Annotated in this window: 22 protein-coding genes; 15 read left to right on the top strand and 7 right to left on the bottom strand. The window is 49.2% G+C overall.

Going from position 1 to position 26,518, the window contains the following annotated elements; genetic code table 11:
- Positions 1-16 precede the first annotated feature (16 nt).
- Positions 17-1,039, bottom strand: coding sequence for a thiamine ABC transporter substrate binding subunit (gene thiB, locus BTA35_RS01400; RefSeq protein WP_238377460.1), 1,023 nt, complete (start codon positions 1,037-1,039; stop codon positions 17-19).
- A 350-nt stretch (positions 1,040-1,389) separates the two neighbouring features.
- On the opposite strand from thiB, the gene BTA35_RS01395 reads away from it, so the two are divergent.
- From BTA35_RS01395 to BTA35_RS01365, 7 genes are all read left to right on the top strand, one after another.
- A complete protein-coding gene (locus tag BTA35_RS01395; protein ID WP_077242638.1) occupies positions 1,390-2,169 on the top strand; it encodes a phosphotransferase in 780 nt (259 codons plus the stop codon).
- Between the two features lie 265 nt (positions 2,170-2,434).
- Positions 2,435-4,066, top strand: a complete 1,632-nt coding sequence (locus BTA35_RS01390; protein WP_077242637.1) for a BCCT family transporter — start codon at positions 2,435-2,437, stop codon at positions 4,064-4,066.
- Positions 4,067-4,206: 140 nt separating this feature from the next.
- Positions 4,207-6,141 carry a DUF294 nucleotidyltransferase-like domain-containing protein gene (locus BTA35_RS01385; protein ID WP_077242636.1) on the top strand — a complete coding sequence of 645 codons (1,935 nt, stop codon included), beginning with the start codon at positions 4,207-4,209 and terminating at the stop codon, positions 6,139-6,141.
- Positions 6,142-6,144: 3 nt separating this feature from the next.
- Positions 6,145-6,873, top strand: coding sequence for a 3'-5' exonuclease (locus tag BTA35_RS01380; RefSeq protein WP_077242635.1), 729 nt, complete (start codon positions 6,145-6,147; stop codon positions 6,871-6,873).
- A gap of 212 nt (positions 6,874-7,085) precedes the next feature.
- Positions 7,086-8,243, top strand: coding sequence for an alpha-hydroxy acid oxidase (locus BTA35_RS01375; RefSeq protein ID WP_077242634.1), 1,158 nt, complete (start codon positions 7,086-7,088; stop codon positions 8,241-8,243).
- Positions 8,244-8,415: 172 nt separating this feature from the next.
- The gene (locus tag BTA35_RS01370) at positions 8,416-9,066 is read left to right on the top strand and encodes a PDC sensor domain-containing protein (RefSeq protein WP_077242633.1); all 651 of its coding nucleotides are present in this window, start codon (positions 8,416-8,418) and stop codon (positions 9,064-9,066) included.
- A 10-nt stretch (positions 9,067-9,076) separates the two neighbouring features.
- Positions 9,077-10,717, top strand: a complete 1,641-nt coding sequence (locus BTA35_RS01365; protein WP_077242632.1) for a putative bifunctional diguanylate cyclase/phosphodiesterase — start codon at positions 9,077-9,079, stop codon at positions 10,715-10,717.
- On the opposite strand, the gene BTA35_RS01360 is transcribed toward BTA35_RS01365, so the two are convergent.
- The gene (locus tag BTA35_RS01360; protein ID WP_077242631.1) at positions 10,681-11,511 is read right to left on the bottom strand and encodes a helix-turn-helix transcriptional regulator; all 831 of its coding nucleotides are present in this window, start codon (positions 11,509-11,511) and stop codon (positions 10,681-10,683) included. The two genes, BTA35_RS01365 and BTA35_RS01360, sit on opposite strands and share 37 nt — an antisense overlap.
- Complete coding sequence (locus tag BTA35_RS01355) at positions 11,511-12,461, bottom strand: LysR family transcriptional regulator (protein ID WP_077242630.1); 951 nt, start codon at positions 12,459-12,461, stop codon at positions 11,511-11,513. The genes BTA35_RS01360 and BTA35_RS01355 overlap by 1 nt, the downstream gene beginning before the upstream one ends.
- Before the next feature lie 582 nt (positions 12,462-13,043).
- Here BTA35_RS01355 and BTA35_RS01350 point away from each other — a divergent pair.
- The 3 genes from BTA35_RS01350 to BTA35_RS01340 all read left to right on the top strand — a co-directional run bounded on the left by BTA35_RS01350 (position 13,044) and on the right by BTA35_RS01340 (position 16,442).
- The gene (locus BTA35_RS01350; protein WP_238377459.1) at positions 13,044-14,483 is read left to right on the top strand and encodes an FAD-binding oxidoreductase; all 1,440 of its coding nucleotides are present in this window, start codon (positions 13,044-13,046) and stop codon (positions 14,481-14,483) included.
- A gap of 156 nt (positions 14,484-14,639) precedes the next feature.
- Positions 14,640-15,761, top strand: coding sequence for a TRAP transporter substrate-binding protein (locus tag BTA35_RS01345; RefSeq protein WP_077242629.1), 1,122 nt, complete (start codon positions 14,640-14,642; stop codon positions 15,759-15,761).
- Between the two features lie 198 nt (positions 15,762-15,959).
- The gene (locus BTA35_RS01340) at positions 15,960-16,442 is read left to right on the top strand and encodes a GNAT family N-acetyltransferase (RefSeq protein ID WP_077242628.1); all 483 of its coding nucleotides are present in this window, start codon (positions 15,960-15,962) and stop codon (positions 16,440-16,442) included.
- Between the two features lie 49 nt (positions 16,443-16,491).
- Here BTA35_RS01340 and BTA35_RS01335 read toward each other — a convergent pair whose 3' ends face one another.
- Both BTA35_RS01335 and BTA35_RS01330 read right to left on the bottom strand, forming a co-directional pair.
- Positions 16,492-16,962, bottom strand: a complete 471-nt coding sequence (locus tag BTA35_RS01335; RefSeq protein ID WP_077242627.1) for a hypothetical protein — start codon at positions 16,960-16,962, stop codon at positions 16,492-16,494.
- Positions 16,963-17,290: 328 nt separating this feature from the next.
- On the bottom strand, positions 17,291-17,854 hold the full coding sequence (locus tag BTA35_RS01330; protein WP_160054887.1) for a Spy/CpxP family protein refolding chaperone: 564 nt from the start codon (positions 17,852-17,854) through the stop codon (positions 17,291-17,293).
- A gap of 213 nt (positions 17,855-18,067) precedes the next feature.
- On the opposite strand from BTA35_RS01330, the gene BTA35_RS01325 reads away from it, so the two are divergent.
- Both BTA35_RS01325 and BTA35_RS01320 read left to right on the top strand, forming a co-directional pair.
- A complete protein-coding gene (locus BTA35_RS01325; RefSeq protein ID WP_077242625.1) occupies positions 18,068-18,811 on the top strand; it encodes a response regulator in 744 nt (247 codons plus the stop codon).
- Between the two features lie 6 nt (positions 18,812-18,817).
- Positions 18,818-20,197: a sensor histidine kinase gene (locus tag BTA35_RS01320; protein ID WP_077242624.1), complete on the top strand. Its 1,380-nt coding sequence runs from the start codon at positions 18,818-18,820 to the stop codon at positions 20,195-20,197.
- 84 nt (positions 20,198-20,281) lie between these two features.
- Here the strand turns inward: BTA35_RS01320 and BTA35_RS01315 are convergent, their stop codons facing one another.
- Positions 20,282-20,899, bottom strand: coding sequence for a LysE family translocator (locus tag BTA35_RS01315; RefSeq protein WP_077242623.1), 618 nt, complete (start codon positions 20,897-20,899; stop codon positions 20,282-20,284).
- 450 nt (positions 20,900-21,349) lie between these two features.
- On the opposite strand from BTA35_RS01315, the gene mqo reads away from it, so the two are divergent.
- Complete coding sequence (mqo, locus tag BTA35_RS01310) at positions 21,350-22,897, top strand: malate dehydrogenase (quinone) (protein WP_274378406.1); 1,548 nt, start codon at positions 21,350-21,352, stop codon at positions 22,895-22,897.
- 51 nt (positions 22,898-22,948) lie between these two features.
- Here mqo and BTA35_RS01305 read toward each other — a convergent pair whose 3' ends face one another.
- Positions 22,949-23,629: a haloacid dehalogenase type II gene (locus BTA35_RS01305; protein ID WP_077242621.1), complete on the bottom strand. Its 681-nt coding sequence runs from the start codon at positions 23,627-23,629 to the stop codon at positions 22,949-22,951.
- Positions 23,630-23,799: 170 nt separating this feature from the next.
- On the opposite strand from BTA35_RS01305, the gene BTA35_RS01300 reads away from it, so the two are divergent.
- The gene (locus tag BTA35_RS01300) at positions 23,800-24,033 is read left to right on the top strand and encodes a DUF3820 family protein (protein WP_077242620.1); all 234 of its coding nucleotides are present in this window, start codon (positions 23,800-23,802) and stop codon (positions 24,031-24,033) included.
- A gap of 204 nt (positions 24,034-24,237) precedes the next feature.
- Complete coding sequence (locus BTA35_RS01295; protein ID WP_077242619.1) at positions 24,238-26,517, top strand: methyl-accepting chemotaxis protein; 2,280 nt, start codon at positions 24,238-24,240, stop codon at positions 26,515-26,517.
- Position 26,518 lies beyond the last annotated feature (1 nt).

Here is a 26,518-nt window from a genome sequence, read left to right as displayed (position 1 = left end):
TTGCTTTTCCGGCGGGTTACTGGCTGGCAGCCTGGCGCCATTCACGTAACCATTGATTGCGGTTACTGGCCAGTTGCTCTGGTGTGAAGCCTATGGTTTCAGGCTGTATCAACTGGTCGAATGCTTCAGGTAACTCGGCATGATCAATAACCGGTAGCATCCAGTTTGTGACGGGGATGATCTTCTGAGCTTCCGGTGAGATCAGAAAGCTCAGGAACTGATTGGCTAACTCAGGTTGATCACTATAGCGACTGATGGCCGCCACTTCGGTTTGGGCAATATGGCCCTCTTTAAATAGTGCTGCTTTATATTGACTCTTTCCTTCCGCGATGAGGTGGTAAGCCGGAGAAGTGGTGTAACTGAGTACGTAGTCACTGCCGCCTTCAAGAAACATGCTGTAGGCTTCCCACCAGCCTTTGGTTACAGTGACCGTATGACCTGCCAGTTTTTGCCATTGTGCCGGTGCATTGTCGCCGTAAACGGCTTTCATCCAGGTCATAAAACCCTGGCCAGGTGTACTGGTGCGTGGGTCCTGATAGATCACCTGAGCATCAGACTGAATGAGTTCTTCCAGAGATGTTACGGGCACTGGGGTCTTATTACTGTCATAAATAAACGCGAAATAACCGTAATCGAAAGGTACAAAGTGCTTATCAGACCAGTTCAGGTGAGCGGATAACCCTGACAGGTTGGTATTGTGCTGCTGGACAAGGCCCAGTTGACGGGTTGTTTCTATCAGTGCGTTATCAAGACCGAGCAACACATCTGCTTTGGTTTTTTTACCTTCGATGCGGGTGCGATTCAGAATGCTGACACCATCTTCTACGGCGATAAACTTGAGGCTGCATTCACAGTTAGCCTCAAAGGCTTTTTGTAACTGTGGGCCCGGCCCCCACTCAGAAATAAAAGAATCATAGGTGTAAACAGTGAGCTCTGGCTTATCAGCGGCCTGAGTCTGCGAAAGAAACAGCAGAGCTGCCGCCGTGATCAGCATATTACTGATGCGGATTTTGAATGTCTGGAATGTAAATCGACCCATTACGTACTTTCCTTCTTGAGGGAGCAAGACTAAAGAGGTTGTGAACCGGTTTGGCAGGAAGCAACAAAAAGTCAGGCACGAAACCTTTTCCGGAAGCTTATGATCCGGGTTGTTTCTTGCCCATATGGTTATATTTGAGTATGCCGTCAGCCATTCTTTATTGCGTGTACATGACTTGTTGCCCACACTAACCGGATGACACACTCACACCGGTGCTGCAGGTATATTCAGACTGAGTTGTCAGCGCATGCATCTGAAATAATAAACAGGTGCAGAATACCGTACTGATCACCACCCGACCGGATCGGATTTAATGCCGTGAATCATATCGGAAACTTGTTGGACTCGCTATGCACAACGCTATTTTTGAACAGGTTAATCAGCAACTGAACTCCAAGGTGCACTGGATGCCTTTGAGTCAGCTTGGGACCAGTAACTGGTTGTATAAAGGCAGTAATGGTCGGCAGGTTCTCGTTTTACGTATTAATGCTTCAGATAAGTTGGTTTTTGGTGTCTCCCGCGAACGTGAGGCTTGTGTGCTGCAGCAGTTGGCGGATTGCGATTGGGCAATGTCTGTTATCTGTAATCGCCCGGACTTGGGGTGGTGTGTTATGCGTCATCATGGCTTGGGGCTTGGGCCGGAGGCGCTGTCTGGCCCCTTGGCTCAGCACCTGCTCCGGGCGGTTGAGTCTCTCCAGCAGCTGCCCTTGCCGGAGGCTGAACTGCGCCAGGTTGCCCTCATCAGCTACCCCGGTTTGTTTCAGGACTATCAGCGTTGCTTAAATCGTGAATCCCACCCGGTCGGCTGGCTTGAGCTGCTTGAACGATTAGTGCAACTGTTTGCTTCGTTACCTGAGGTACCTGAGTGTTATACCCATCATGACCTGCACCCCGGAAACTGTTGCTGGCAGGATGGCCGGTTGGTTCTGATTGATTGGGAGTATGCCGGGATTGGAAATCCCTGGTTTGATGCTGCGGGTTTATATCGCTACTGCGGCATTGATGTGCAATTAATTCATCGATTGCCCGCTTTTTGTCATCTGTCCCCTTCGATGTTTGAACTGGGGCTACAACAGGCACAGGATGCAATGCTGATCTTGGAGCGCCTTTGGTACAAAGTACGTGGCTGATCATTATTAGACAGACTTTATTAGGGCTAACTGACTGGCTGGACAGTATTTTTGACTTTTCCGATCCCAGAAAAAATATCTTTGTGCTATAATGATTAGGTATGTAAGTAATTTCCTATCTCGGTTTTTCTGTGCTTTTCTTCTATCTTAATGACTTTGTAAACGTCCTGATCCATGTCTTTACATGGCCATCACTATTGGGTGGAGAGCCTTTAAGTAGCCGTCACAGTGCAGAAACCAAATACTTATTGAGAAGGCTAAATTCATGAGTGATAAAAACGATATTATGACTCCTGATGGCGAGGTTAATCCGATTAATACGGATTACCAGGTCGGTCAGGATAATGTCGCGCTGCAAATCGGGCCGTTTGGTCTCGATATCCACAACCGGGTCTTTATGATTTCCGGTCTTACTATTGTTGCTTTTGTACTGCTGACATTAATGTTCCAGTCACAGGTTGCACCTGTATTTGGCTCTATGCGCAGCTGGTTAACCACCAATCTGGACTGGTTTTTCATCAGTGCTGGAAACATTTTTGTTCTGATCTGCCTGTTTCTGATCTTCTCGCCACTGGGCAAGGTACGATTAGGCGGAACAGAGGCGACACCGGATTACACTTATGCTGGCTGGTTTGCGATGCTGTTCGCTGCCGGTATGGGTATCGGCCTGATGTTTTATGGTGTGTCTGAGCCTATGTCTCACTTCGCATCATCAATGGGCGGTATCAGCATGGAGAATGGCGTGCGTACCGACTGGGCTCCTTTGGGTGGCGCGGCAGGTGATGCTGAAGCAGCTGCATCCCTGGGTATGGCTGCAACGATTTATCACTGGGGACTGCACCCGTGGGCAATCTATGCGATTCTTGCTTTAGGGTTGGCGTTGTTCTCTTTCAACAAAGGCTTGCCTTTGACGATGCGTTCCGTTTTTTACCCTCTTCTGGGTGAGCGTGTTTGGGGCTGGCCAGGCCATATCATCGATATTCTGGCGGTATTTGCGACCCTGTTCGGTTTAGCAACTTCTTTAGGGCTTGGGGCATCACAGGCTGGAGCGGGTCTGAACTATCTGTTTGATGTGCCGATGGGATCGACGACGAATGTGCTGTTGGTTATCGGCATTACCGGTCTGGCAATGATCTCTGTGCTGGCAGGTCTGGACGCGGGTGTTAAACGCCTGTCTGAGATCAATATGGTTCTGGCTGCATTATTGCTTCTTTTTGTCATTTTTGTTGGCCCAACCCTCGCGATTCTGACCGGTTTCTTCAGTAATCTGGTTTCTTATGTACAGCACTTGCCTGCACTGGCCAACCCTGTGGGTCGTGAAGATGCCAACTTTGCCTCAGGCTGGACTGCTTTCTACTGGGCATGGTGGATCTCCTGGTCTCCTTTTGTTGGTATGTTTATCGCCCGTGTTTCCCGTGGTCGTACTGTGCGTGAGTTTATGATCTCTGTACTGCTGATCCCTTCCCTGGCTTGTGTGCTTTGGATGACCGCTTTTGGCGGTACTGCGATCAGTCAGCTGGTGAACGATGGTTATCAGGCCGTTAGTCAGGCAGACCTGCCGATCAAACTTTTCCTGATGCTGGATGTGTTGCCACTGTCAGAGATCACCTCTTTAATTGCTATTGTGCTGGTAATTGTGTTCTTTGTAACCTCCTCTGATTCAGGTTCCCTGGTTATTGATGCTATTTCTGCCGGTGGTAAAGTGGATTCACCTAAGCCGCAGCGTGTCTTCTGGTGTACCTTTGAAGGACTGGTAGCGATTGCTCTGATTCTGGGCGGTGGTTTGACTGCTCTGCAGGCGATGGCCGTATCCACTGGCTTGCCATTCACTTTTGTGCTTCTGGTTGCCTCTGTATCGGTTCTTAAAGGTTTGGCGTCAGAGCCAAAGAGCGTTTAAACTTCGTTAAGTTTCAGATCGCTTGATAAAAAGGGTAGGGCGCATTGCGTTCCTACCCTTTTTTCGTTTGTAATCGAATTATTATGTTCGCGACGACTTAAGCTCAGATAATATCTGTATGCAGTATCCGGAGGTGGGAAATGGAAGTTGAACAGGTTGAGGTTTATGAGTTCCTGCGCCGCTTTGTGCCGTTTAAAAATCTGCCTGAGGCGACATTGGCTGCCCTGAGCCGGCAGGTCGAGATCTCCTATTACAAAGCTGATACTCAAATTCTGGAGGTAGGGGATGCGGTATCGGATCTTTGTATTGTTCGCAGCGGTGCAGTTGAGATCTATCGACGGAACGGCGAGCTGTACAACCGGATGAGCGAAGGAGGTCTGTTTGCCTATCAGAGCTTGCTTATGCAGCAGAAAGTCCGTTTTCCCGTTAAAGCGATTGAAGATTGTCTGATCTACTTTATTCCGGAAGCAGCATTCCGCGCTCTGTTTGATGAGCATGAAGAGTTTGCAGATTTTTTTGAGGTTGGTGATCAGTCAAGATTGCGGCAGGCTGTATCCCGCCGGGAAGATGCGAATGAGCTTCTGACTTCCCGCATTACGGCCCTGATAAGCCGTGAGCCGGTTTTAATTTCCAGTGCGGCTACTGTCCAACAGGCTGCCGGGTTGATGACGGATGAAGGCGTCTCATCTTTACTTATCCTGCAAACAGAGGCCAGTGACCCGAATGAGTCGGAGGAAAGTTTTGATCGTCGCCAGGCTCTGGTCTCAGCTTCAGATGGCAGTGAGCATAAGGTTTGCGGCATTATAACGGACCGGGATCTGCGTACCCGGGTTGTCTCTCAAGGACTGCCTTTTGATACACCAGTAGAAGAGATTATGTCACAGGGGCTGGTGATGATTAACAGTGATGAGTACGTTTTTGAGGCGATGCTCACCATGTTAAGAACGAATGTGCACCACCTGCCTGTACTAAAAAAAGGTCGGCCTGTTGGCGTCATTGCTCTGTCAGATCTGGTGCGTTACGAGTCCCGTAATAGTCTGTTTGTGGTCAGTAGTATTTTTCGGCAGCAAACCGTTGAGGAATTGGCATCACTATATGGCGATGTCCAGGCAAGTTTTGTACGTATGGTGAATGAAGATGCTAATTCCCGCATGGTTGGATCTGCCATGGCGGTTATTGGCCGTAGCTTTAAACAACGGTTACTTGAGCTAGGGGAGGAAAAATTTGGGCCTCCTCCAGTGCCCTACTGTTTTATGGCCCTTGGGTCCATGGCGCGGGATGAGCAGCTGATTGTAACCGATCAGGATAACGCTATGATTCTGGATGATAGCTTTGATCCTAAACTGCATGATGAGTATTTCAGAGAGCTGGCCGCTTTCGTTAGCGATGGACTGGCTGCCTGTGGTTATAGCTATTGCACAGGTGATGTGATGGCAACAAACCGTCAATGGCGTCAGCCAAAATCGGTTTGGGAGCAGTACTTTATCGACTGGATCGACAACCCGACACCTGAATCGCTGCTGAACAGTAATATCTTTTTTGACCTTGATGGTGTCTGGGGACGTACGGAGTGGGCCGATCAGCTTCAGGCCCTGATCAGTCGCCGGGCCCGACGTAGTCAGCGCTTCCTTGCCTGTATGGCACGCAATGCCCTGAACCGTACACCGCCTCTGGGCTTTTTTAAGACATTTGTGATGGAGCAGGATGGTCAGCATAAAAACTCGATTAACCTGAAGCGTCGGGGAACAGCGCCACTGGCTGACCTGATTCGGGTTCATGCTTTGGCCGTGGGTTCCAGAGCGCAGAATTCATTTGATCGTCTGGATGATGTGATTGAAGCTGAAATTCTTCCGCCCGGCCGTGGGCCGGATCTCCGGGATGCGATGGAATTTATCTCCCGGGTACGTACTCGACATCAGGCTCTGGATATTGAGGCTGAGCAGGAGCCGGATAATAATATTGAGCCTGAAAATATGTCCCACTTTGAGCGACGCAACCTGAAAGAAGCGTTCCAGATTCTCAGTGACGCTCAGAAGTTTTTGAAATTCCGTTATCAACCTAACCGGGCGAATTAACTGATGTTTCACCTGATACCCAAGGAGAAGGCAAAGGTTCAACCTGAGTGGCCGGAGCGATTTCGTCAGCTGGCAGAGCAGGCAGAACACCCTTTACTGAAAAGCTTCTATGGGGCTGGCTGTATCCACCCCGATACCCCCCTGGCACAAGTGCCCTTTGTTGCAATGGACTTTGAGACTACAGGGTTAAGTCCACAGAAAAATGGCATTGTCAGTATAGGCTTGGTGCCTTTTACGCTGAAACGAATTTACTGCCGTCAGTCCCGGCACTGGATACTTGATCCCGGCAAACCTTTGCATGAAGAATCTGTCGTGATCCACGGCATTACTCATTCTGATATAGATGATGCCCCAGATCTTAGACGCATTCTTCCTCAATTGTTGGAGGCCCTGAAGGGGCGGGTGGCCGTTGTCCATCACCGGGGGATTGAACAACCATTTCTCAGTGCTGCCCTCAAGGCCCGCCTGGGAGAAGGCGTTATCTTTCCGGTGGTTGATACGATGGAGCTGGAGGCCCGATTGCATCGACATCACCCCCTGGGTTGGTTGGCCCGTATGCTGGGCAAAAAAATAGTATCGATTCGCCTGGCAGACAGCCGTACCCGTTACAATCTGCCTTTTTATGCTCCGCATCATGCTTTAACGGATGCATTGGCTTCTGCTGAATTGCTGCAGGCGCAGGTTGCAGATCGTTTTAGCCCTGATGATCCGATCAGCCTTATCTGGCATTAATGTCTGAATTCAGACTGTGCTCTGCAGTTTTTTCGTGTAAGTAAACATGATGGGTCTGGTATTCTTTTTTGGCGGTGCAGACTCCCATGCCTCACCCAAAGAGGGGTATCTGCTCCTGTGCGTGTTCCCCGTATTATTTTGCCTACCCTATCTTCCGGCGGATTTTGGTTCTCTGATTGTCGGATATTTACTGATAAGAAGGCACTTACCCTATGCGTGATTTACAGTCTTGTATCAACATTGATGACCTTGCCAGGCTTGCGGCAAAAAAAGTGCCGACTCCGGTTTATGACTATGTTGAAGGTGGAGCTGATGATGAAGTGACCTTGCACAGAAACTGTACAGGCTTTCAGCGTTATCAGATTATCCCCCGTGCCCTGCAGGATGTAAGTCGTATTGATACCCGTACCCGTATTATGGGGTGTGATGCAAGTCAGCCTTTTTATATTTCGGCCACGGGTTTTTCCGGAATGATGTGCCCGAAGGATGCTGAATTAGCGGGTGCAAGGGCAGCCAGCCGGTTTGGTGTTCCCTATACAGCATCAACGTTTTCAAACCGCTCTTTGGAGCAGATTTCAGCCAGTAGCCAAGGTGATAAGTTTTTTCAGGTTTATGTGCTGGATGATGAACAGCTGGCTTCAGATCTGAACCTGCGGTCCCAGGCTGCAGGTTTTAAAGCCATGGTCCTGACGATCGATACTATTGTTGGCGGTAATCGTGAGCGGGATGCTCGGAGTGGCCTGAGTATTCCGCCAACTCTGACGCTTAAATCGACCTTACAGTTCATGATGCGGCCTAAGTGGTTGCTGCAGTATCTGAAAAGCGAAGGGGCGAATATGGGGAATTTTCCGAAAATGCCAAAAGTGTCCCTGGGAGATTCTCATGCTTTTGTTGAAGCGATGAGCAAGCTGTTCAAAAAGGATCTGACCTGGGAGGATGCCCGCAGAATGAATGAACAATGGAACGGTCCTTTTGCCATTAAAGGCATTATGTCAGCAGCTGATGCGGTTAAAGCCAAAGAGATAGGTGCCAGTGCTGTGATTTTGTCGAATCACGGCGGCCGGCAGCTGGATGGTACTCCGGCCCCCATTGAGCTCGTACAGGAGGTGCGTGAGGCAGTAGGCCCTGATATGGAAATTATAGTCGATGGTGGCATTCGTCGTGGCACTGATGTATTCAAGGCTCTGGCATTGGGGGCTAATGCCTGCAGCTTGGGACGAGCCTATGTCCGTGGCCTTTCCGCAGGTGGTGAAGAAGGGGTGACCCGCGCCCTGACACTGCTGAAATCTGAATTTGAACGTTGCATGATTCTGGCGGGCTGTTCTTCTATTGAACAGATCGGGCCGGAGCATATTCGCAAAGCCCTCTGATCTTCCGCTGCAGAGTTGAGTGGGCGTATTTTTTTGCAGGCGTTTTTTCGCTTTTTGATCCAATGTTATTCATCGCGGTTGACTGGACGACAACCTCGGACTCAGGTAAGTTTGTAACCTGATGTTACAGATGTCATGAGATATCTGTCCCGATTTGAGCGATGGATCTTCTATGGCACTGCTCCGCAAAAATATATGGACACTCTACACGCTGCTGTTTGCCGGTAGTTTGCTATTTCTGATCATCATCTCCTATTACCGCTGGCTTAACATCCAGGATATTTATCTGACAAAGCAGGAAAACCTGGTGGAGTTGGTGAGTAATGCCAGCCATTCCCTGTTTGTAAATCAGGAGGTTATCCTGGATGTGTTGGGTTCTGAGTTAACTAAAGATCCGGCATTTCTGCAGGGTGTTAAAAAGCAGTCTGTATTGGATCAGGTACTTGACCTGAATCCGGCGATTGTTGGTTTTGGCCTGGCAACGCCCGATGGCAGGCTGACATTTATCAGCTCCAACCTGAATCCCAGTCGGTTACCGAATTTGCTGCAGCAAGAGTCCAGCCGGGACTCTTTTAAACTTGCTCTGGAGTCAGACTCTATGGTGCTGGGGCGTACCTACTTTATGACGGCACTGAATGAGTGGGTTATCCCTATTCGGAAAGCGATCAGGGATGAGCGCGGTTATGTTATTGCTGTTATGACCGCTGGCCTGCGTATTAAAGGCGCTTCCCGGTTTTTCAGTGGCGCTATTCATATGGATGAATTTAACAGGGTTTCTCTGATTCGTGCCATTGACCGCTACCCCCCAGTATCACTCATCTGAAGGGCCGGGGATGAACCTGAGCTATGACCGTCCTATCCGAAGTGACCTGATACAGGAAGCGATCAATAGCCTGTTGCAACGATCCGGCAAGTCAATGGACTACCTGAAGGACTCGGAAAGCATGGGTTCTTTTCAGATAAGTACAAGGTCCTGGAAAAGTGTGGGTGTTGCCCGTTTTGATAAGACATACCAGCTTTGGACTGTGTCAGAGGTAAAACTTCGTAAGTTACTGGATGATTTTATTAAGAGCTTTCTGATCTACGTGCTGCTGTTTCTGATCGGGCAGGTTGTGATTTATCAGCTGTTCAAACTGATTGCTAAGGCAGAGGATAAACGCCGTCAGGATCTGATCTACCAGGCCAGTCACGACCCTCTGACACAGTTGCCTAATCGCAGTTATCTTCTGATGCATAAAGATGACTGGCTGGTTCAGGACGATCCCGGCTTTAGTGTGCTCTTTGTCGATATGGACCACTTTAAGAGCGTGAACGACAGCTTTGGCCATGAATTTGGTGATGAGGTTCTGAAGGAGCTGGCGCAACGCCTGCGTGAAACCACTCCTGAGCGTACCACCCTTATTCGGCAGGGAGGTGATGAGTTCCTGATCTTTGTCCGGGAACATGAAGATGAATCACTCCTGTCGATGGCTCGGGATATTATCGCTTCGCTTTCCCACCCCTATCAGGTTGAAGGCATTAACTTTACTTTGGGGGCCAGTATCGGCATTGCAAAATATCCGCTGCATGGCACTGATCTTGACAGCTTGCTACGTGCGTCAGATATCGCAATGTACGAAGCCAAGAAACACAAAAACAGTGTGCGCATTTTTGCTGATGAGATGCAAAATGGCTATCTGCAAAAACTGGTGGTTGAACAGCAGCTACGTAAAGGGCTGGATAATCATGAACTCTTTATGGTCTACCAGCCACAGGTCGATCATAGCGGCAGATTGTATGGTGTTGAGGCGTTGGCCCGTTGGCAAAGTGAGGAGTTGGGCTTTGTGCCACCGGATCAGTTTATCTCGATTGCTGAGGCATCGGGTCTTATGCCTCGCTTAGGAGAGTTTGTGCTACGCCGCTCCCTGAGTGAGATAAAAAAACTGCAGCAGGAAACCGGACTTGAGTTCCACCTTTCGATCAACGTCTCTGTACGCCAGTTTATGCAGGCAAACTTTATGGCTTTGCTACTGGATACAATTGATGATGTCGGACTGAGTAAAGTTTTTGTTTGCCTGGAGATCACCGAGAGTCTTTTTATTGAAGACCTGGACTATATTCTGCCTTTGCTAAACCAGATTCATGATATGGGTATTCAGATCTCTATGGATGACTTTGGTACTGGCTACTCCTCTCTGAGTATGCTGCGTGCTTTACCCGTGGATGAGCTGAAAATTGATAAAAGTTTTGTCGATAATATTCTTAATGACGATGCAGCCCGAAAAATGGTGCAGAACATTATCGCCATCGGGAAAAACTATGAAATGGCCGTGCTTGCAGAGGGTGTGGAAACGCAGGAGCAGGCCGATATACTGGCTCGCTTCGGTTGTGATCGTTTCCAGGGGTATTACTATTCTCATCCATTGAAGCCGGATGATCTGAAAGTGTTTCTTGATCACTACATCACGCGATTGCCCAAGAGGCCGGTCTCATAAGCGATGGCGATCGCCTGGGGTTTGTTCTCAGCTTTGAGCTTTTTCATTAAAGCCTTCAGGTAGGTTCGAACTGTCTCCGGTTGCAGGGCGAGAATAGCCGCCGTTTCTGCTGCGGATTTCCCCTTTGCTGCCCAATAAAGGCACTCTTTTTCCCGTCTGGAAAGTAATCCAGCGTGGCTTTCCCGGTTTCGTAGTTGCGAAAACTCTGGTTGCAGACAGATATGCGCCAGACGGTGAGTACTGTACAGCAGGTTTGCCTGGGTCTGCTCTGATAGTGGTGCCGGTTTGGGATGGCTGCGATGGGATAAACAGGATAGTGCGACATATTCCCGGCCGGGAAAATGTACCGGTGTGACGCAGAGCTCCTGAAAACCATAATCAAACAGGGCGCTCAGCCAACGCTGGTCAGCCAGTGTCAGGTTTTTACTCCATTTCTCCGGCTCGGCCAGATCAAAGCGCTGGGGCAGAGTATGTTGCAGAGTATGCTTCCAGGTTGGTGACAGGCGGTGGCTTAAGGGGTTGTCTTCACTATGTTCAGTGTGCTCCCGCCATTGCTTCAGCCAGCGCAGATTATCATTACCAACGGTTACCAGTGGGTACACCTGCCCTGGTGTCCGGTTAGGCAGTTCGCCTACGGGAGCGTAAATCAGACTTGCCGTATCAAAACCGATGCCGATTACCAATTCTTGCAGGGCTTCACGGATTGCAATCAAACTATCCAGCTGTTGCCAGTCCGGCTGATCCGTGTAGTACAGGTAGCGAGCATCATTGTTTTTTATATCCTGTGATGACATTAGCGACTTATCCCCTGCTCCTGAAGGCAGTTACGAACCACAGTGCGTAACCAGTGTATCCCTGGATCGTCATCTTTCCGGTTCTCCCAGATCTGGCAGACATAAAGCGGATCAAACTCGATTGGCATCTGATATGTTTTCAGGGATGATTTCGGGCAGATCAGCTCTGCACCATATTCAGTTATCACAGTGATCATATTGGTGCCGGTTAGAATTGCCGGAAGAGTCGCAATATAGGGAGTTTTAACCACAACCTTGCGCTGCATCCCCAGGGAGATCAGTTTTCTGTTGACCAGAATGGGCTCATCTTCCCTGTGAGAAAGGGCAACATGGGAAGGTGTCAGAAACTCATCAAGGCTCAGGGCTTCCTTTTTGCCATAGATGGTTTCATCTCCTACGCATACCAGATGATCTTCATAAAGCATCTCATAGCAGGTTCCCTGTGGCAGGTATTCAAATTGCGAGATTGCCAGATCCAGTTCCTGATCCTGCAACAGCTTATAGGCCATTTCCGGGCTGGATATTTTGGTGTAAAGAATATTAAAGCTGATCCCCGGGGCCTGCTCATTTACCGCGCGGACCAGATAGGGGACAAGTTCACTGATCATGAAATCCGTGATACCTATACGAAACTCACGCACCTCTTTCTCAGGATTGAAGCTGTGACTACTGATGATGGCTTCATCCAGCTGCAACAGACCGGTTTCAATACGTTGGAACAGTCGGTTAGCCAATGGCGTTGGCTGCATCCCTTCAGATGTTTTAATAAAGAGCTCATCACCAAACTGGCTACGCAGTTTCTTCAGTGCATGGCTCATGGCGGGCTGGCTGAGGCTTATACGGTTTGCAGCGCGAGTCAGGTGGCGCTCCTGATACAGGGCATGAAAAGCTACAAGCAGGTTAAGGTTAACCCGGCTCAGGCGTTGACTCAGGTTGTGGCTATCCTGCATTAGCTGAAACACTCCTGTTCTGGCCAGAAGATGCTGAGGCGCAAGGTGATAACAGGTATTCGCACATTTTTTTCATGATTGTCTGTCTGGGTGGTATATCTGCATGGATGTTGTATCTGTGCCAGGCATTTGTGGGTTTGTCTAATCCCAGTAGATGCACACTCCCGTGTGCGAGACCATCTTCAGGGCTGGATGAGATCCCTTAAATGGGGGTGTCTTTAGTATAAAATAAATGAATGACTACCTTAACAACTCTCTGTTTTTCCGACTATAAAAAGGCAATTCTATCCTCTGATATTGATATTTTATTGCCTTTAAGGCCGTTTGACAGCCGCTATAAAAATAAAATAATGATATTTTGTGGAAATATTTTCATTTTATCATTCTTTTTTAGAATGATTCTATTCTAATAAATAATTTTTTTACCGTTATGGCAAGTTCTATTATCAGGCATACCTATATTGAGATCTTTGACCCTACAAATGAGCTTTGCCCGATGATCTCCTCCTGACGTAATAAAAGGCGGACACGAGGTGAGGCCATAAACGCTATGTCTGAATGACAGCAACCAGGAGCTGCACTATGACCTCTCAGGAGATCAACTCATCTGTATCTGGCCAAATGGCCCCCTTTTGTTACGCTGATGCACCGGCCCGCGCCTCTGTGATCATGCAACTGAAAACATTACTGGGAGAACGGCTGATTACCGCTCAGGCGGTGCGTGATCAGCATGGCCAGGGAGAAGACAGCTACGGCTGTAAAGCCCCTGATGCTGTGGTTATGGTGCGGTCTACTGAGGAGGTTGCCCAGGTATTGGCGCTTTGTCATCAGTATGCCATGCCTGTTATTCCTTACGGTGCGGGTAGCTCGGTTGAAGGCCATCTCATGGCATTGGAGGGAGGGATTTCACTGGACCTTTCGGAGATGAATCAGGTTCTGGAAATCCATGCTGAAGACCTGGATTGCCGCGTTCAGGCCGGCGTTACCCGTGAAGCTCTGAATCAGGCTCTGCGCTATGACGGTATCTTCTTCCCGATTGATCCCGGCGCTAATGCCAGTATTGGCGGTATGGTGTCAACCCGGGCATCAGGTACTAACGCCGTTCGTTACGGTACGATGCTGGAGAATGTGATAGGGCTGACGGTGGTTACACCTGAGGGGCGTATCATTAAAACCGGTGGTCGTGCCCGTAAAAGCTCTGCCGGTTATGATCTGACCCATCTTTATACCGGCTCTGAAGGTACCCTGGGCGTCATTACTGAGATTCAGCTACGACTGCACCCCATCCCTGACACGATTAAAGCAGCAACCTGCCAGTTTGATGATCTGCAAAGTGCCGTGGATACCGTGATCTCTGTTATGCAGTGCGCGATCCCCATTGCCCGCATCGAGCTGCTGAATGAGCTGCAGATGAAGGCCTGCATCAGTTACTCCAAGCTGGAGGGTTTTGAGCCGAAAACGACTCTGTTTTTTGAATTTCACGGTACAGTGGCCTCCGTTGCTGAGCAGGTGGAATTGGTGGAAGAGCTTGCCGCATCTATGGGTGGCAGTGCCTTTAGCTGGGCTGAAAGCACCGAAGCCCGTAATGCACTCTGGAAGGCACGCCACCAGGCGTACTTCGCGGGGCTTTCTTTGCAGCCCGGAGCTTCGGTACTGACCACCGATGTCTGTGTGCCGGTTTCCCGCCTGGCAGAAGCCGTTTTGTTTGCCGAACAGGAAGCGGTCGCTTCTGGTCTGAGTTGCCCAATTGTTGGCCATGTGGGTGATGGTAACTTCCATGTGCTGATCCTGCAGGATGAAAACGATGCAGAGCAGCAGGCCAGAGGTAAGGCTCTATCTAAAGCGATTGTGGCCAAGGCACTGGAACTGGAAGGCACCTGTACCGGCGAGCACGGTATCGGTTACGGCAAAAAAGGCTACCTGCTGGAAGAGCATGGTGAAGCAGTGGATCTGATGCGCAGCCTCAAGCGGGCACTGGACCCGAAAGGCATTATGAACCCAGGCAAGATTTTCGATCTTTGACAGCCTTTTTGGACAAATCTTTTTTTGCTAGACCTTAAGGCAGCACCCTCTGCCTGAACGGGGTCAGGGCGCGGATACTATTTCTGTTCCGCGTCCTGGCCAAATAAAAAAATCCTATAAAAATATGCAAACCCTACGAATGCTGGAGCAATAATCATGAGTCTGGAAAGACCAAACCCTGCGAAGAAATCCGTTTCAATTAAATCCTGGGCCAGGAGCTTTGGCCTGGCCGCCGTCATAGCACCCGCTGCTCTGACGGTTACAACGGCTGAAGCAGGTGATCGCCTGCTGCTGAAAACACCCACGGCCTTTCCATCAAAGCTACCGGCGGTGGGCTCACCGATTGTTAAGCTGGCTGATATACTTAACACCGCCAGCGGCGGTGCCGTGCGCATGAAAATTTATGAGCCAGGCAAACTGATTGCACCTTCTGAGATCTTAGGCGCAGTCTCAGCGGGTAAGGTTAATTCCGGCTTTGCAGCTTCGGCTAACTGGCAGGGTAAGATGCCGGCGGCAGCTTTTTTTACCTCGGTGCCTTTTGGCCCGGAAGCCAGCGAATTTATGGCTTGGATGTACTACGGTAATGGGCGGAAACTGCATCAGGAGATGTACGATACCTCCGGCTATAATGTGCATGCGATACCCTGTGGTATGATTCCGCCGGAAACGTCTGGCTGGTTCGCAAAACCGATCAATACGGTTGAAGACCTGAAAGGCTTAAATATGCGTTTCTACGGCCTGGGTGCCAATGTAATGGATAAAATGGGTGTGGGCACAGTGCAGATCCCACCGGCTGAGATTTTCAGTGCATTGGAAAAAGGTGCGATTGATGCGGCTGAGTTCTCCCTGCCACAGGTTGACCAGATGTTGGGTTTCCAGAAGATCGTTAAGTACAACTATTTTCCGGGCTGGCACCAGCAAACCTCCATGCAGGAGCTGTTGATCAACAAGAAAGTCTGGAACACGATGAACGAGCAGCAGCAGTCTCTGGTTGAGACCGCCTGTAAAGCTGTTGTGGCTGACTCTCTGGCGGAAGGCGAGGCTAAGCAATTTGAAGTGTTAGCCAGCGCCAAAAAGAACGGTGTTGAGATCCGTTACTGGAGTGATGAGATTCTGAGTGCTTATAACAGTGCCTGGAATGAAGTCGTTGAAGAACAGAGTGCAAAAAACGAGTTCTTCAAAAAGGTGTGGACCGATCTGGATGGCTTCCGTAAGCAGTATGATCTGTGGGAAAAACACGCCTTTCTGCCCCGTGATACCTCAGGCGCAGACCTTTAGCCGTTAGAGCTAAGCCGGAACTCCCCATCGTTTCGGCTTAGTGACCTGTTTTGGGATTGCTTTGCTTCAGGTTTCCAGGTCCGTATCCGAAATAGAAAATAGCATCAGCTCTGAGAAAAATTTGATACCTTTCAGGTCGTTGTGATCCGCTGAGCTACTATCAGGGTTTACCACCATTTTCAGATTCAGGAGTGTGTTATGTCTGCTATTCAGATTCGCCCTGCCACAGCGGCAGATATTGAAAATATTTATGCAATGATCATTGAGTTGGCGGTATATGAAAAAGCCCCTGACGAGGTGAAAACTAACCCGGGTCAGCTGGAGCTGGCGCTGTTCGGAGAGGACCCAAAGGCCTTTAGTCTGATCTGTGAAGTCGATGGTGAGATGGCAGGTTACGCAATTTACTTCTACAACTTCTCAACCTGGTTGGGGCAGTACGGTATTTTTCTGGAAGATCTGTACATCACACCTAAATTCCGTGGTTGTGGTGCCGGTAAAGCTCTGTTGAAACATCTGGCACAGAAGGCCGTGGCAGAAAACTGCGGTCGGTTTGAGTGGAATGTTCTGGACTGGAATCAGCCTGCTATCGACTTTTACGAATCTTTCGGAGCTAAGCCGCAAAGTGAGTGGGTTGGATATCGTTTAACAGGTGATGCGCTGAAATTATTTGCAACGAAATAAGAGTTCTAAGAGGTGCGGACAAGTCCGCACCCGATACTAAGTGTTTTACTTAGCCTTCTACATCCAGCAGGAAGCCGGTTTCCTGCGACTCACCGCTGGTTAGCAGACTTTTCAATGCTTCAAAGTCTATACCATCTTCAGTGAATACCGCAGAAGTTGCTTCTTCGCCATACTCCTCGAGCAGCTTAGTCTCAAGCTCTTCTGTTGATGCCATACCTTGTGGTGGCGGTGGTGGTGGCATACCACCCATTCCACCTTGCGGATGGCCACCAGCTCCCTGAGGGGCATTCTCTGCCAGTAAGTTTGTCAGAGCGTCCATGTCGAGAGAACCATCATCAGCAACAATCGATGATGCCTCTTCGCCAAAGCGTTCTGTCAGGTTTTCAACCAGACTATCCAGCTCAATATCACCATCCTCAATGGATTGTGACATACGCTCTGCCAGCTCCTCTGGAGAAGGTGGTTTGCGCATCTCCTGCATTTGGCTTTGTCCAACACTCTGAACACCATTAATACTCATAGGTCACTCCTTTTATTGAGTGTTTTGGGAATGGGTCATTGTTTCGTCGATTAACTGTATCCGCTCAAAGCTTGCCGTTTCTTTCGTCGCAGCAGCTACTGACCGGCAATTATTAAAGAGCAAGGTTGGTGCCCATTTCTATTGAAGAAACAAAGATTTAGCTCTCTTATCACTACTTTTTTTTTCTTAACGTATCTTTACGGTGTAAAGATTAAATGCGCTTTCTTTACAAACCGGTGCTGGTATTTTCGGCTCCTGACTTACTATGAGGCATAAAAAAAGCGGCATTAAGTTGCCGCTTTTTCAGATGAGGTTTCAGGATTCAGTATTAAGAGGCTTCCATTGGCGCAGGACGCATCTTTTTGTGATGCCGGTGTTCACCTTTAGGGCCTTTGGGTCCTTTGTCCCCCATGAACTGGCGCATCTCTTCCATTAATTCCAGTTTGCTACGCTGTTCCTGGGATAGCAGAAGGTAGATTTCCTGGCGCAAGGTTGCACGGTTTTGTATCCGCTCTGCCATTTTCTTTTGGGCATTTTCAATCAGATCAGCCACTTTGTTTTCGTAGTTTTTATCGGTCGGGTCAAGCTTTATAAGAGCCCGCTGAAGATTGCGGGGTGAACGGTTTTCGCCCCGTTCTTCCTTATGTTGCGCGAACAGAGATTTTATTTTGTCAGTTTGCGCATCGCTGAGTTTCAGAAAACGCTTCAGTTTCTTAAGGCGGTGCTCTGCGTGTTGTTCCTGACACTGTTCTTTATCACATTTTACACGCTGATGATCATCCTGCTTCTTACCGGGGTGAGCGGCAACTGCGGCGCTTAAGGTTAACGCGGCTAATGTGGAACCCAGCAGGGCGAAGGTTTTTTTGCTTTTCATATTCTTCAGAAGTGTCATAAAGGGTATCTCCATCTGATGTTTATTCTTCCGTTTTTGGAAGTCGTTTTCGATGAAGTGAGTATGATCTTTTACCACGCAAAGTTGTGACAATGAGGTGTAAAGTTAGGTAAAACCCCATCCTGAAAGGAATACAGCGCCTTACGTCAAAGGCCAAAGACAGTATCATTGCTCATAAGATACTACTTAGAGATGCACCGCAGAGGTAACAAGATGTCTAACGAACGATTATTACTGGTTGATGACGATAAAGAGCTATGCAGCCTGCTGATGGAGTACCTGAGCGCAGAGGGTTATCAGGTTGATGCTGCCTACGGTGCTGAGCAAGCGATTGATATGTTACAGGGCCAGCGCTATAGCCTGATGGTACTGGATATTATGATGCCGGGCACTACAGGTCTTGAGTTACTGCAACAGATTCGCCCCAGCCATAAGCTGCCTGTGATTATGTTGACAGGGCGTGGTGATGAGATTGACCGTATTCTGGGGCTGGAGATGGGGGCGGATGATTATCTCGGGAAGCCCTGCAACCCCCGGGAGTTGTTGGCCCGTATTCGCGCGGTGTTACGGCGCAGTGCCGCTCAGGCTCCGGCGGAGGGGCGGCTAACGGATGAAGCTGTCGTTATTGGGCCGATCAGTGTGAACCCGTCAACCCGAGAGGCAAAGGTATCCGGTGAGTTGCTGGAGTTGACCAGCGCAGAGTTCAATGTGCTGACTTATCTGATGCAACACGCCGGACAGGTTTTGAGTAAAGAGCAGTTAACCCGTTGGGTTTTGCACCGTGAGCTGACTGCCTATGACAGAGCTATTGATGTGCATGTCAGTCGGGTACGTCAGAAGTTAGTACCGCACTTTAGTGGCTCTGGCAGAGATAAAATAGACGGTAAAGAACTGATAAAAACAGTGCGTGGACAAGGGTATATTTTTGTCTTTACCGGCCAGCAAGGGCAGGGTTAACAGATCATGAGATGGCTAAATACGCTGTTCTGGAAAATCTTTCTTACTATTTGGTTAGTCAGTGCCCTGGGGATGGCAGGAGTCTTTTTTATTGTTGCTAACAGTAACGATGAGGATCGTTGGCGACACCTGATTAAATCCCAGTTTAAGCACCAGGCACTTGAGCTGATCGAACTCTATGAAGACTCGCAGAAAAGTATCGAGGCTAAAAGTTATGGCAATCTCCTGGATAATCCCTCACAGGAGTCGCCGGCCTGGGTCTTGCCCCGTAACCGGTTTGAAAGTCAGGATTTTGCTGTATTTGATCATCGGAGAGATCGGCGGCCCCCCGTCTGGCTGTATGAAGTGGATACGGAGCACAGGCGTTTAGGGGTGCAGATAACCGGCCACCGTAGGCCACCGCCGCGAGACTCTTTTGCTATTAAATTAAAGTCTGAGACCGGGAGGGATTATCGTCTGTTAACCGATATTCCATTACCGCTGAAACATAAAGAGCGTTTCACAGGTTACCTCTTTTCTATCCAAATGGTACTGATACTGGCTGTTGCTGCACTGTCAGCGTTAATTCTCAGTATAGTTTTGGTCAGACCGATTCGACAGCTCAGTGAGTATGTTAAGCAGATCTATCGCCATGGAGATCTCAGTGCCCGGGCCTCGGCAAAGCTGAGCCAGCGTAAAGATGAAATCGGAGATCTGACCCGGGAGTTTGATCAGATGGCAGATTATGTTGAAAGCACGCTGAAAAACCAGCAACGCTTACTGCAGGATGTCTCCCATGAGCTTCGTGCACCCATGGCCCGTCTCCAGGTCAGTGCCGGTTTGGCCGAGCAGCAGCTGGGGGAGGGAAGCTCTCTGGCTCAGCGTATTAATCGCGAGTGCGGGCGCCTTGATGGCCTGATCGCAGAGATTCTTTCATTCAGTCGTCTGGAAAGTGCCCATAAAGAAGGCGACCGTTTCTCGGTCAGAGAACTGTTTGATGAGCTGATCAGTGATCTCAGATTCAGTCAGCCGGACCGGCCTGTCCAGGTTCAGATAGAGCCGGAAACACTGCACCTGACATTAAACCGGGATCTGCTGGCCCGGGCTCTCAGAAATGGTATCGGCAATGCCCTCAAGTACACTCCGGAGGATAGTCTGCTGGAGCTTTCTGCCCATCAGGAAGGGAGCCGGTTGCTGATCCGGCTTCGGGATCATGGTGAGGGCATCGGCGATGACCTGCTGAAGGAGCTTTTCACTCCCTTCGTAAGAGGCACAGGCGGTCACGGTGATGGTTACGGCCTTGGCATGAGTATCGCCCGCCGGGCTATTGAGCGTCTTGGGGGCACGCTGGAAGCGGAAAACCATTCTGAAGGTGGTTTACAATTATCGGTCCGGCTACCGGTTTAACGTTACCGGAGCATAGAAAAGGGCGAATGCTTTTAAAAGCATTCGCCCTTTCTTTTGTGTATTACGCTGCAGGCTGAGAAATTCTTAGCTCTTCAGTGCCAGGTAAGCACCGGCACTCATCATAATGCCACCGGCGCTCTTGTTCAGGCGGTTTACCGATCGCTCCGAGCGCAGCATCTTACTGGCCCAGGCGGCGAAGGCCGCGATGAGCATCAGACCTGCTAACAAGGCAACAAAAGTCAGTACCGAGGCCAGCCCGATATCCTGGGTGGTCAGCACGGTCAGGTCCATAAAGGTCGGCAAAAAGGCGATATAGAAGAGGATCACCTTGGGGTTGGATGCTGAGATAAGAAAGCCCTGAATAAATCCGGCGATGACCCCCTGGTCGCTTCCTGCGTTACCCTGCTGGCTCAGATCCGGCTTGCTGGTGAACATTTTGTATCCCAGATAGAGCAGGTAGGCGGCACCCACATAGCGGATAATTGTAAACAATCCACCCCAATGCTCTGCAACGGCGGCCAAACCCAGGCAGGCCAGAATCAGATAGACAATATCACTGGCAATCATACCCACGGCCATTGGCAGGCAGCTACGTGCGCCAAACATCATACCTCTGGCCAGAATAGCAAAGACTCCAGGTCCGGGGGTGATACCAAAGATAAAGAGTGCGATAAAAAATGTCAGAGCACTTTCAAATGACATGACCTGTTCCTTGAGGTAAATCTGTTTATTTTCGGGCGCAATACTGTGATTGTAAAGGATGTTTCTGGGTGATTGTAAAGGATGTTCCTGATCAGGGATCATTTTTTTGTGCGCTGCTGCTGTGTTAACTACAGGGCAAAAAAGACCCACAGGGCGGAACAATTTGTCAGATAGATGCTATCTGTTAAATACAAGTGCGAGTCGCTACGACTTTAGAGGTAATATTCGCCCAATTGATAAGTTATTTACTCATTTTAGCTCAAGACTTTTCAGTCAGAATCCGTATAATTCTGCGCCATCCACGGGGAATTGTAGACAAAATGTCTCATTAATTATCTGATCCTGTAGATGGTTCATGTGTACCCGCGATGATAACTAAAAAGGGATATCCAGAGACTCTGCCTGACTGTTTGACTAAGACGGGCCGGAGAAGCCAAAAGCTGATTTCTGGTGTCGGTTCAATCCCAACAATACGATAAATGGCAAAGCTCTATGACCGCAAAAACTGCAGATGTGTTGCTAGTAGGGGCCGGTGCGATGAGCACGACCCTGGGTATGCTGTTAAAGCAGCTGGATCCCAATATTAACCTCATTATGGTAGAGCGCCTTGACCATGTGGCGCACGAGAGTACCGATGGTTGGAATAATGCCGGTACTGGTCACGCCGCATACTGTGAGCTGAACTATACACCTCAGCAAGCGGATGGCAGCGTCAATACTACCAAAGCTTTCGCAATCAATTCGGCCTTTGAGGTCAGCCTGCAATTCTGGTCCTATCTGGTGGAGCAGAAGGCACTTCCTTCCCCTGAAAAGTTTATTAACACGGCACCGCATTGCAGCTTTGTCTGGGGCGAGAAGAATGTTGAGTTTTTACGTGCCCGTTATCAGACTCTCAGCCAATCTCAGGCGTTTGTAGATATGGAGTACTCTGAGGATCACGATGTGATTCGTCAGTGGATGCCATTAGTGATGCAGAATCGTGACCCTTCCGAAAAAGTTGCCGCAACCCGCGTTCGTTATGGCTCTGATGTTGATTTTGGTTCTGTTGCCCGCAATATGGTTGACCATCTGCAGAAGCAAGATGGCTTTGAACTGTTGCTGAGTCACAATGTTCAGGATATCGACAAAGCGAAAGATGGCCGCTGGAACGTTAAGTTAAAAGATAAAAACGGCAGCAATGTGACAATTAATGCTGGTTTTGTCTTCCTGGGTGCTGGAGGTGGAGCTCTGCCTCTGTTGCAGAAGTCTGGCGTAGAAGAAGGTAAGGGCTACGGCGGTTTCCCGGTGAGCGGTATGTGGCTGGTTTGCAAGAAGCCTGAAATCGTTGAACAGCATATGGCTAAGGTTTACGGGATGGCGCCGATCGGTGCGCCTCCAATGTCAGTGCCGCATCTGGATACCCGGATTATTAATGGCGAGAAAGCATTGCTGTTTGGTCCTTTTGCTGGCTTCACGACTAAGTTCCTGAAAAAGGGCTCCATGTTTGACCTGGTCAGCACTATCCGGCCGGATAACCTAATGCCAATGATGTCTGTGGGCATGAAGAATATGGATCTGACCAAGTACCTGATCAGTGAAGTGCGTCAGTCCCACAGTGCCCGTTGTGATTCTCTGCGTAACTTTTTCCCTGAAGCCCAGGATGGAGACTGGGAACTGGCCATGGCCGGTCAACGGGTGCAGATCATTAAGAAAGATGAGCAGGGTAAAGGAAAGCTCGAGTTTGGTACGGAAGCGATCACTACTGAAGATGGCTCATTAGCTGCACTTCTGGGGGCATCTCCGGGGGCATCTACTTCGGTTAATACCATGATTGGAATTATCGAAAAGTGCTTTAAAGATCGTCTGGCCTCGGATGGTTGGCAGGATAAGATCAAAGAGATGGTGCCTTCTTATGGCTTCACACTTTCTGATCAGCCGGAAATGCTGAAAGAGATTCGCCAGCGTACATTGACAACCCTGCAGTTGGATAAAGAAGCTGAGGCGCAACAGCCTCAGTAAGACGGTGTTATCTTAAACACGCAAAAAACGGCAGCTCAGGCTGCCGTTTTTTTAGGATGTCTGAATCGCGCTGACCAGCTTATCCAACTGATTGATAACCACCGTCGGTTCTGGCCCCCAGGGATCAAATACCACCTCGCTTGAGCGTTTTACCCAAGCGGTCTTCATGCCGTGATTGAGAGCGCCAAGGATATCAAAGGGGTTGCCTGAGATCAGCCAGCCACTGCCTGCTGATACACCGGCAGTATCCAGAAGCAGTTGATAAACACCCGGGTTAGGCTTAAACGTTTGCAGTGCTTCAACACTGATGATGCCGTCAAAGTAGCCCCGGATCCCAGCATGGTCTAACAGTCCTTCAACAGCAGCGGCACTGCCATTGGAGAAGGCGTAACAAACCATACCGGCATCTTTAGCCGCTTTCAGCCCTGCCAGGGTATCGGCAAAGGCAGGTAGTGTTTTATAGACCGCCATTAAGGCCTGGCGTACATCTTCTTCAAGGGGCTGTTTTAGTGCCAGACAGGCATAATCCAAGGCGTTTCGGGTGCATACAGAAAAATCGACATAATCCTGCATCAGGCCACGACGAAACGAGTACTCCAGCTGTTTTTCCCGCCATAGCTTTGAGAAAGCAGGTGCATTAGCACCCATGATATTTTGCAGTGCGTCTAATACGCCCTGGGTGTCTATCAGAGTGCCATAGACATCAAAAGCCAATACTGTTTTATCTGTCATCTTTGCCTCTTGCTGTATTTGTTATTTAACTTTTAATTTCAGCAGCTTAGCATAGTGCCCTTATAATGTTCAGCGTCATGTCTGGTTGAAGTCTCTCATTATATTCAGCTTTATAATGGCCTGCTAAACCAGTTTGTACCTGCTTCATAACCTGATGTGAGTGAGTTGCTATGTTACCCGAGTTAAATTTTGATCAGGAACACCTGTTAAAACTAGCTCGTACGAAAATGCCCTTTGGAAAATATAAGGGGCGTGTTCTGGCTGATCTGCCTGAGCCCTATTTACTTTGGTTCAGTAAACAAGGATTTCCAAAGGGAGAGCTGGGTAAACTGCTGGCGCTGATGCTGGAGTTACAAATTCATGGACTGGAAGCGCTGTTAGAGCCCTTGAAGGAGGGCCGTTGATTATTTAATGCCTGCTTTCTGACGCTGCCAGCTCTTTTCCGGTCATTTTCTGAATCCATCCTGCCTGCTTTTTTTGGTTATGGCGCTTTTTGCATCGCTTGTCGCTTAATAATACGTTTTTCTCACCTGTTAGATTGTGCTCTTTATAAGAAACGATAGAATTAGATTAAGTTATATTAGCTTTCTTTTTTTGAGGTAGGTTATATGTTCAGTCGTTTACGGATAAGAACGCGTCTGGTTCTGGGGTTTGGCCTTTTTATGTTACTGGTTTGTGGCATTGTCATCCCTCTGCTTCTGACGGATATGAAGCTGATTATTGAGGAGGCCGAGCGTCGGGAATTGGTCAGCCTTTTTGGGCAGCTGGAAGATAGAGTGAAGAGCGAGGAGCGTTTGGCGCTGGCACTGGCAACCTATACCGCCAACCAGAAAGAGGTTAAAGAACATTTGATCAAGGGTGATCGTTCGGCCCTTGAACTGAGTACCTTACCGGCCTTTAAGCAGCTTGAGACAGACTTTGGCCTACGCCAGTTTCAGTTTCATCAGCCACCGGCGACTTCCTATTTCCGGGTTCATAAAACCGCCAAGTTCGGTGATGACCTGTCCGGTTTTCGTGAAACGGTTGTGATGACTAATCGCGATGTTAAGCCCGTTAGCGGTATCGAAAAAGGCGTAGCCGGTTTAGGTATTCGTGGCGTTGCTCCGGTGCTGATTGACGGTCGCCACTGGGGATCGGTGGAGTTTGGTTTTTCATTAGGACAGTTTTTCTTTGATCAGGCGAAGTCAGAAACGGGGGCCGACTTTGTGGTATCCCGTCCCGGTAAGGGACGACTGGAAGACTATGCGTCTACTTTAGGTCGTGATCAGCTGCTATCAGCGGAGCTTCTGCAGCAGGTTTTATCCGGCGAGCGGGAGCAGATATTTCGCCAACTTGATATCAATGGTCGTGATGTGGCGGTTTATGCCGGTGTTCTAACCGATTTCTCCGGCCAGCCCGCAGCGGTTGTTCAGGTTGCGATGGATCGCGATCATTATCTGGCAATGCTGGATCGCTCCTTTCTGGATTCTGTGCTGATTGCTGTTGCCTTTATCATTTTTGGTTTGATCTTGGCGGTTATTATTACCCGTGGAATTACCAAACCTTTGGATTTAATGCGGGCGACGATGGAAAATATCTCCAGCGGCGATGGCGATCTTACCCAAAAAATCCATGTTGAAGGCAATAATGAAGTTGCTGATATTGCGCAAACTGTAAATCGCTTTATCGCCCATGTGGAAAGTATTATTAAAAACCTGATGACTTCAGTGGCCAGTGTTTCTCGCTCGGGCTCTGAACTCTTTGATATTACAGAGCATTCCATTGAGCTAACCCATAAACAGCGGGTGAATACCCATGAAGTGGCCACGGCGGTGAATGAGATGACCGCCACGGCACAGGAGGTTGCCCAGCATGCTTCCAGTACTTCAACCTTTACTGAAGAAGCCAGCAAGCGCTCCAGTGTCAGCTATGCCACGGTAAAAGAGAGTATCCGAACCATCCATGAGATGGCCGAAAATGTTGGCTCTACGGTTGATATGATCAATCGTGTGAATGAGCAAACTACTGAAATCCATACTATTTTGGATGTGATTCACGGCATTGCCGATCAAACGAATCTGTTAGCACTAAATGCCGCCATTGAAGCTGCCCGAGCCGGAGAGCAGGGCCGTGGCTTTGCTGTGGTAGCCGATGAGGTGCGTCAGTTAGCCCAGCGTACCCAGGAAGCAACCGGCCAGATCAATGTCATGATTGCCGACCTGTTGAAGGTAACTAAGGACACTACCGATGTGATCAACCACAGTCAGGAGCATGTACAGGAACTGGTGGACGTAGCCAATGCATCCGGTGATGCATTACAGGCGATCACCGATGGTATGCAGCAAATTAATGACACCGTTTATCAGATCGCCAGCGCTGCAGAAGAGCAGAGCCAGGTTTCTGATGATATCAATCATAGAGTGGTAAATATTGCCGAAGGGGCACAGGAGAGTGCAGACGGCGCTGACCAGATTTTGCGCAGAACCTCAGCGATGGGTACAGAGCTAACCTCTTTGATGGGGGTTATCCGCCACTTCAAAGTAAGCAACGATCCGGCCATAGAACTGGCGGTGGCCCGTAGTGCGCACCAGGCATGGAAAATGCGTCTGCGCACCTTCCTGGATGGGGCGGGCAGTATCTCCATGCAGCAGGCTGTTTCTGCCCATGATTGCGATTTCGGACAATGGTACTACGGCGAAGGCCATGAGTTCTGCCGTCAGGAGGCGGATCTTAAAGCGATCGAAAACCCACATATTGAGATGCATGAGCTGATTCAGCAGATCGTTAAAGCCAAAGAGTCCGGTGACCAGGCTAAGGCTGAGGAGCTATATCATAAAGTATGTGATCTTTCTGAGATGATTGTTGCTGGTATGGATACCGTGATTGATAGGTACAAGCATCAGAGCTAAG

Origin of the sequence: Oceanospirillum linum, from assembly GCF_001995095.2 — a bacterium.
Classification (GTDB): Bacteria; Pseudomonadota; Gammaproteobacteria; order Pseudomonadales; family Halomonadaceae; genus Oceanospirillum; species Oceanospirillum linum.
This window is presented reverse-complemented; position numbering and strand designations above follow the sequence as displayed.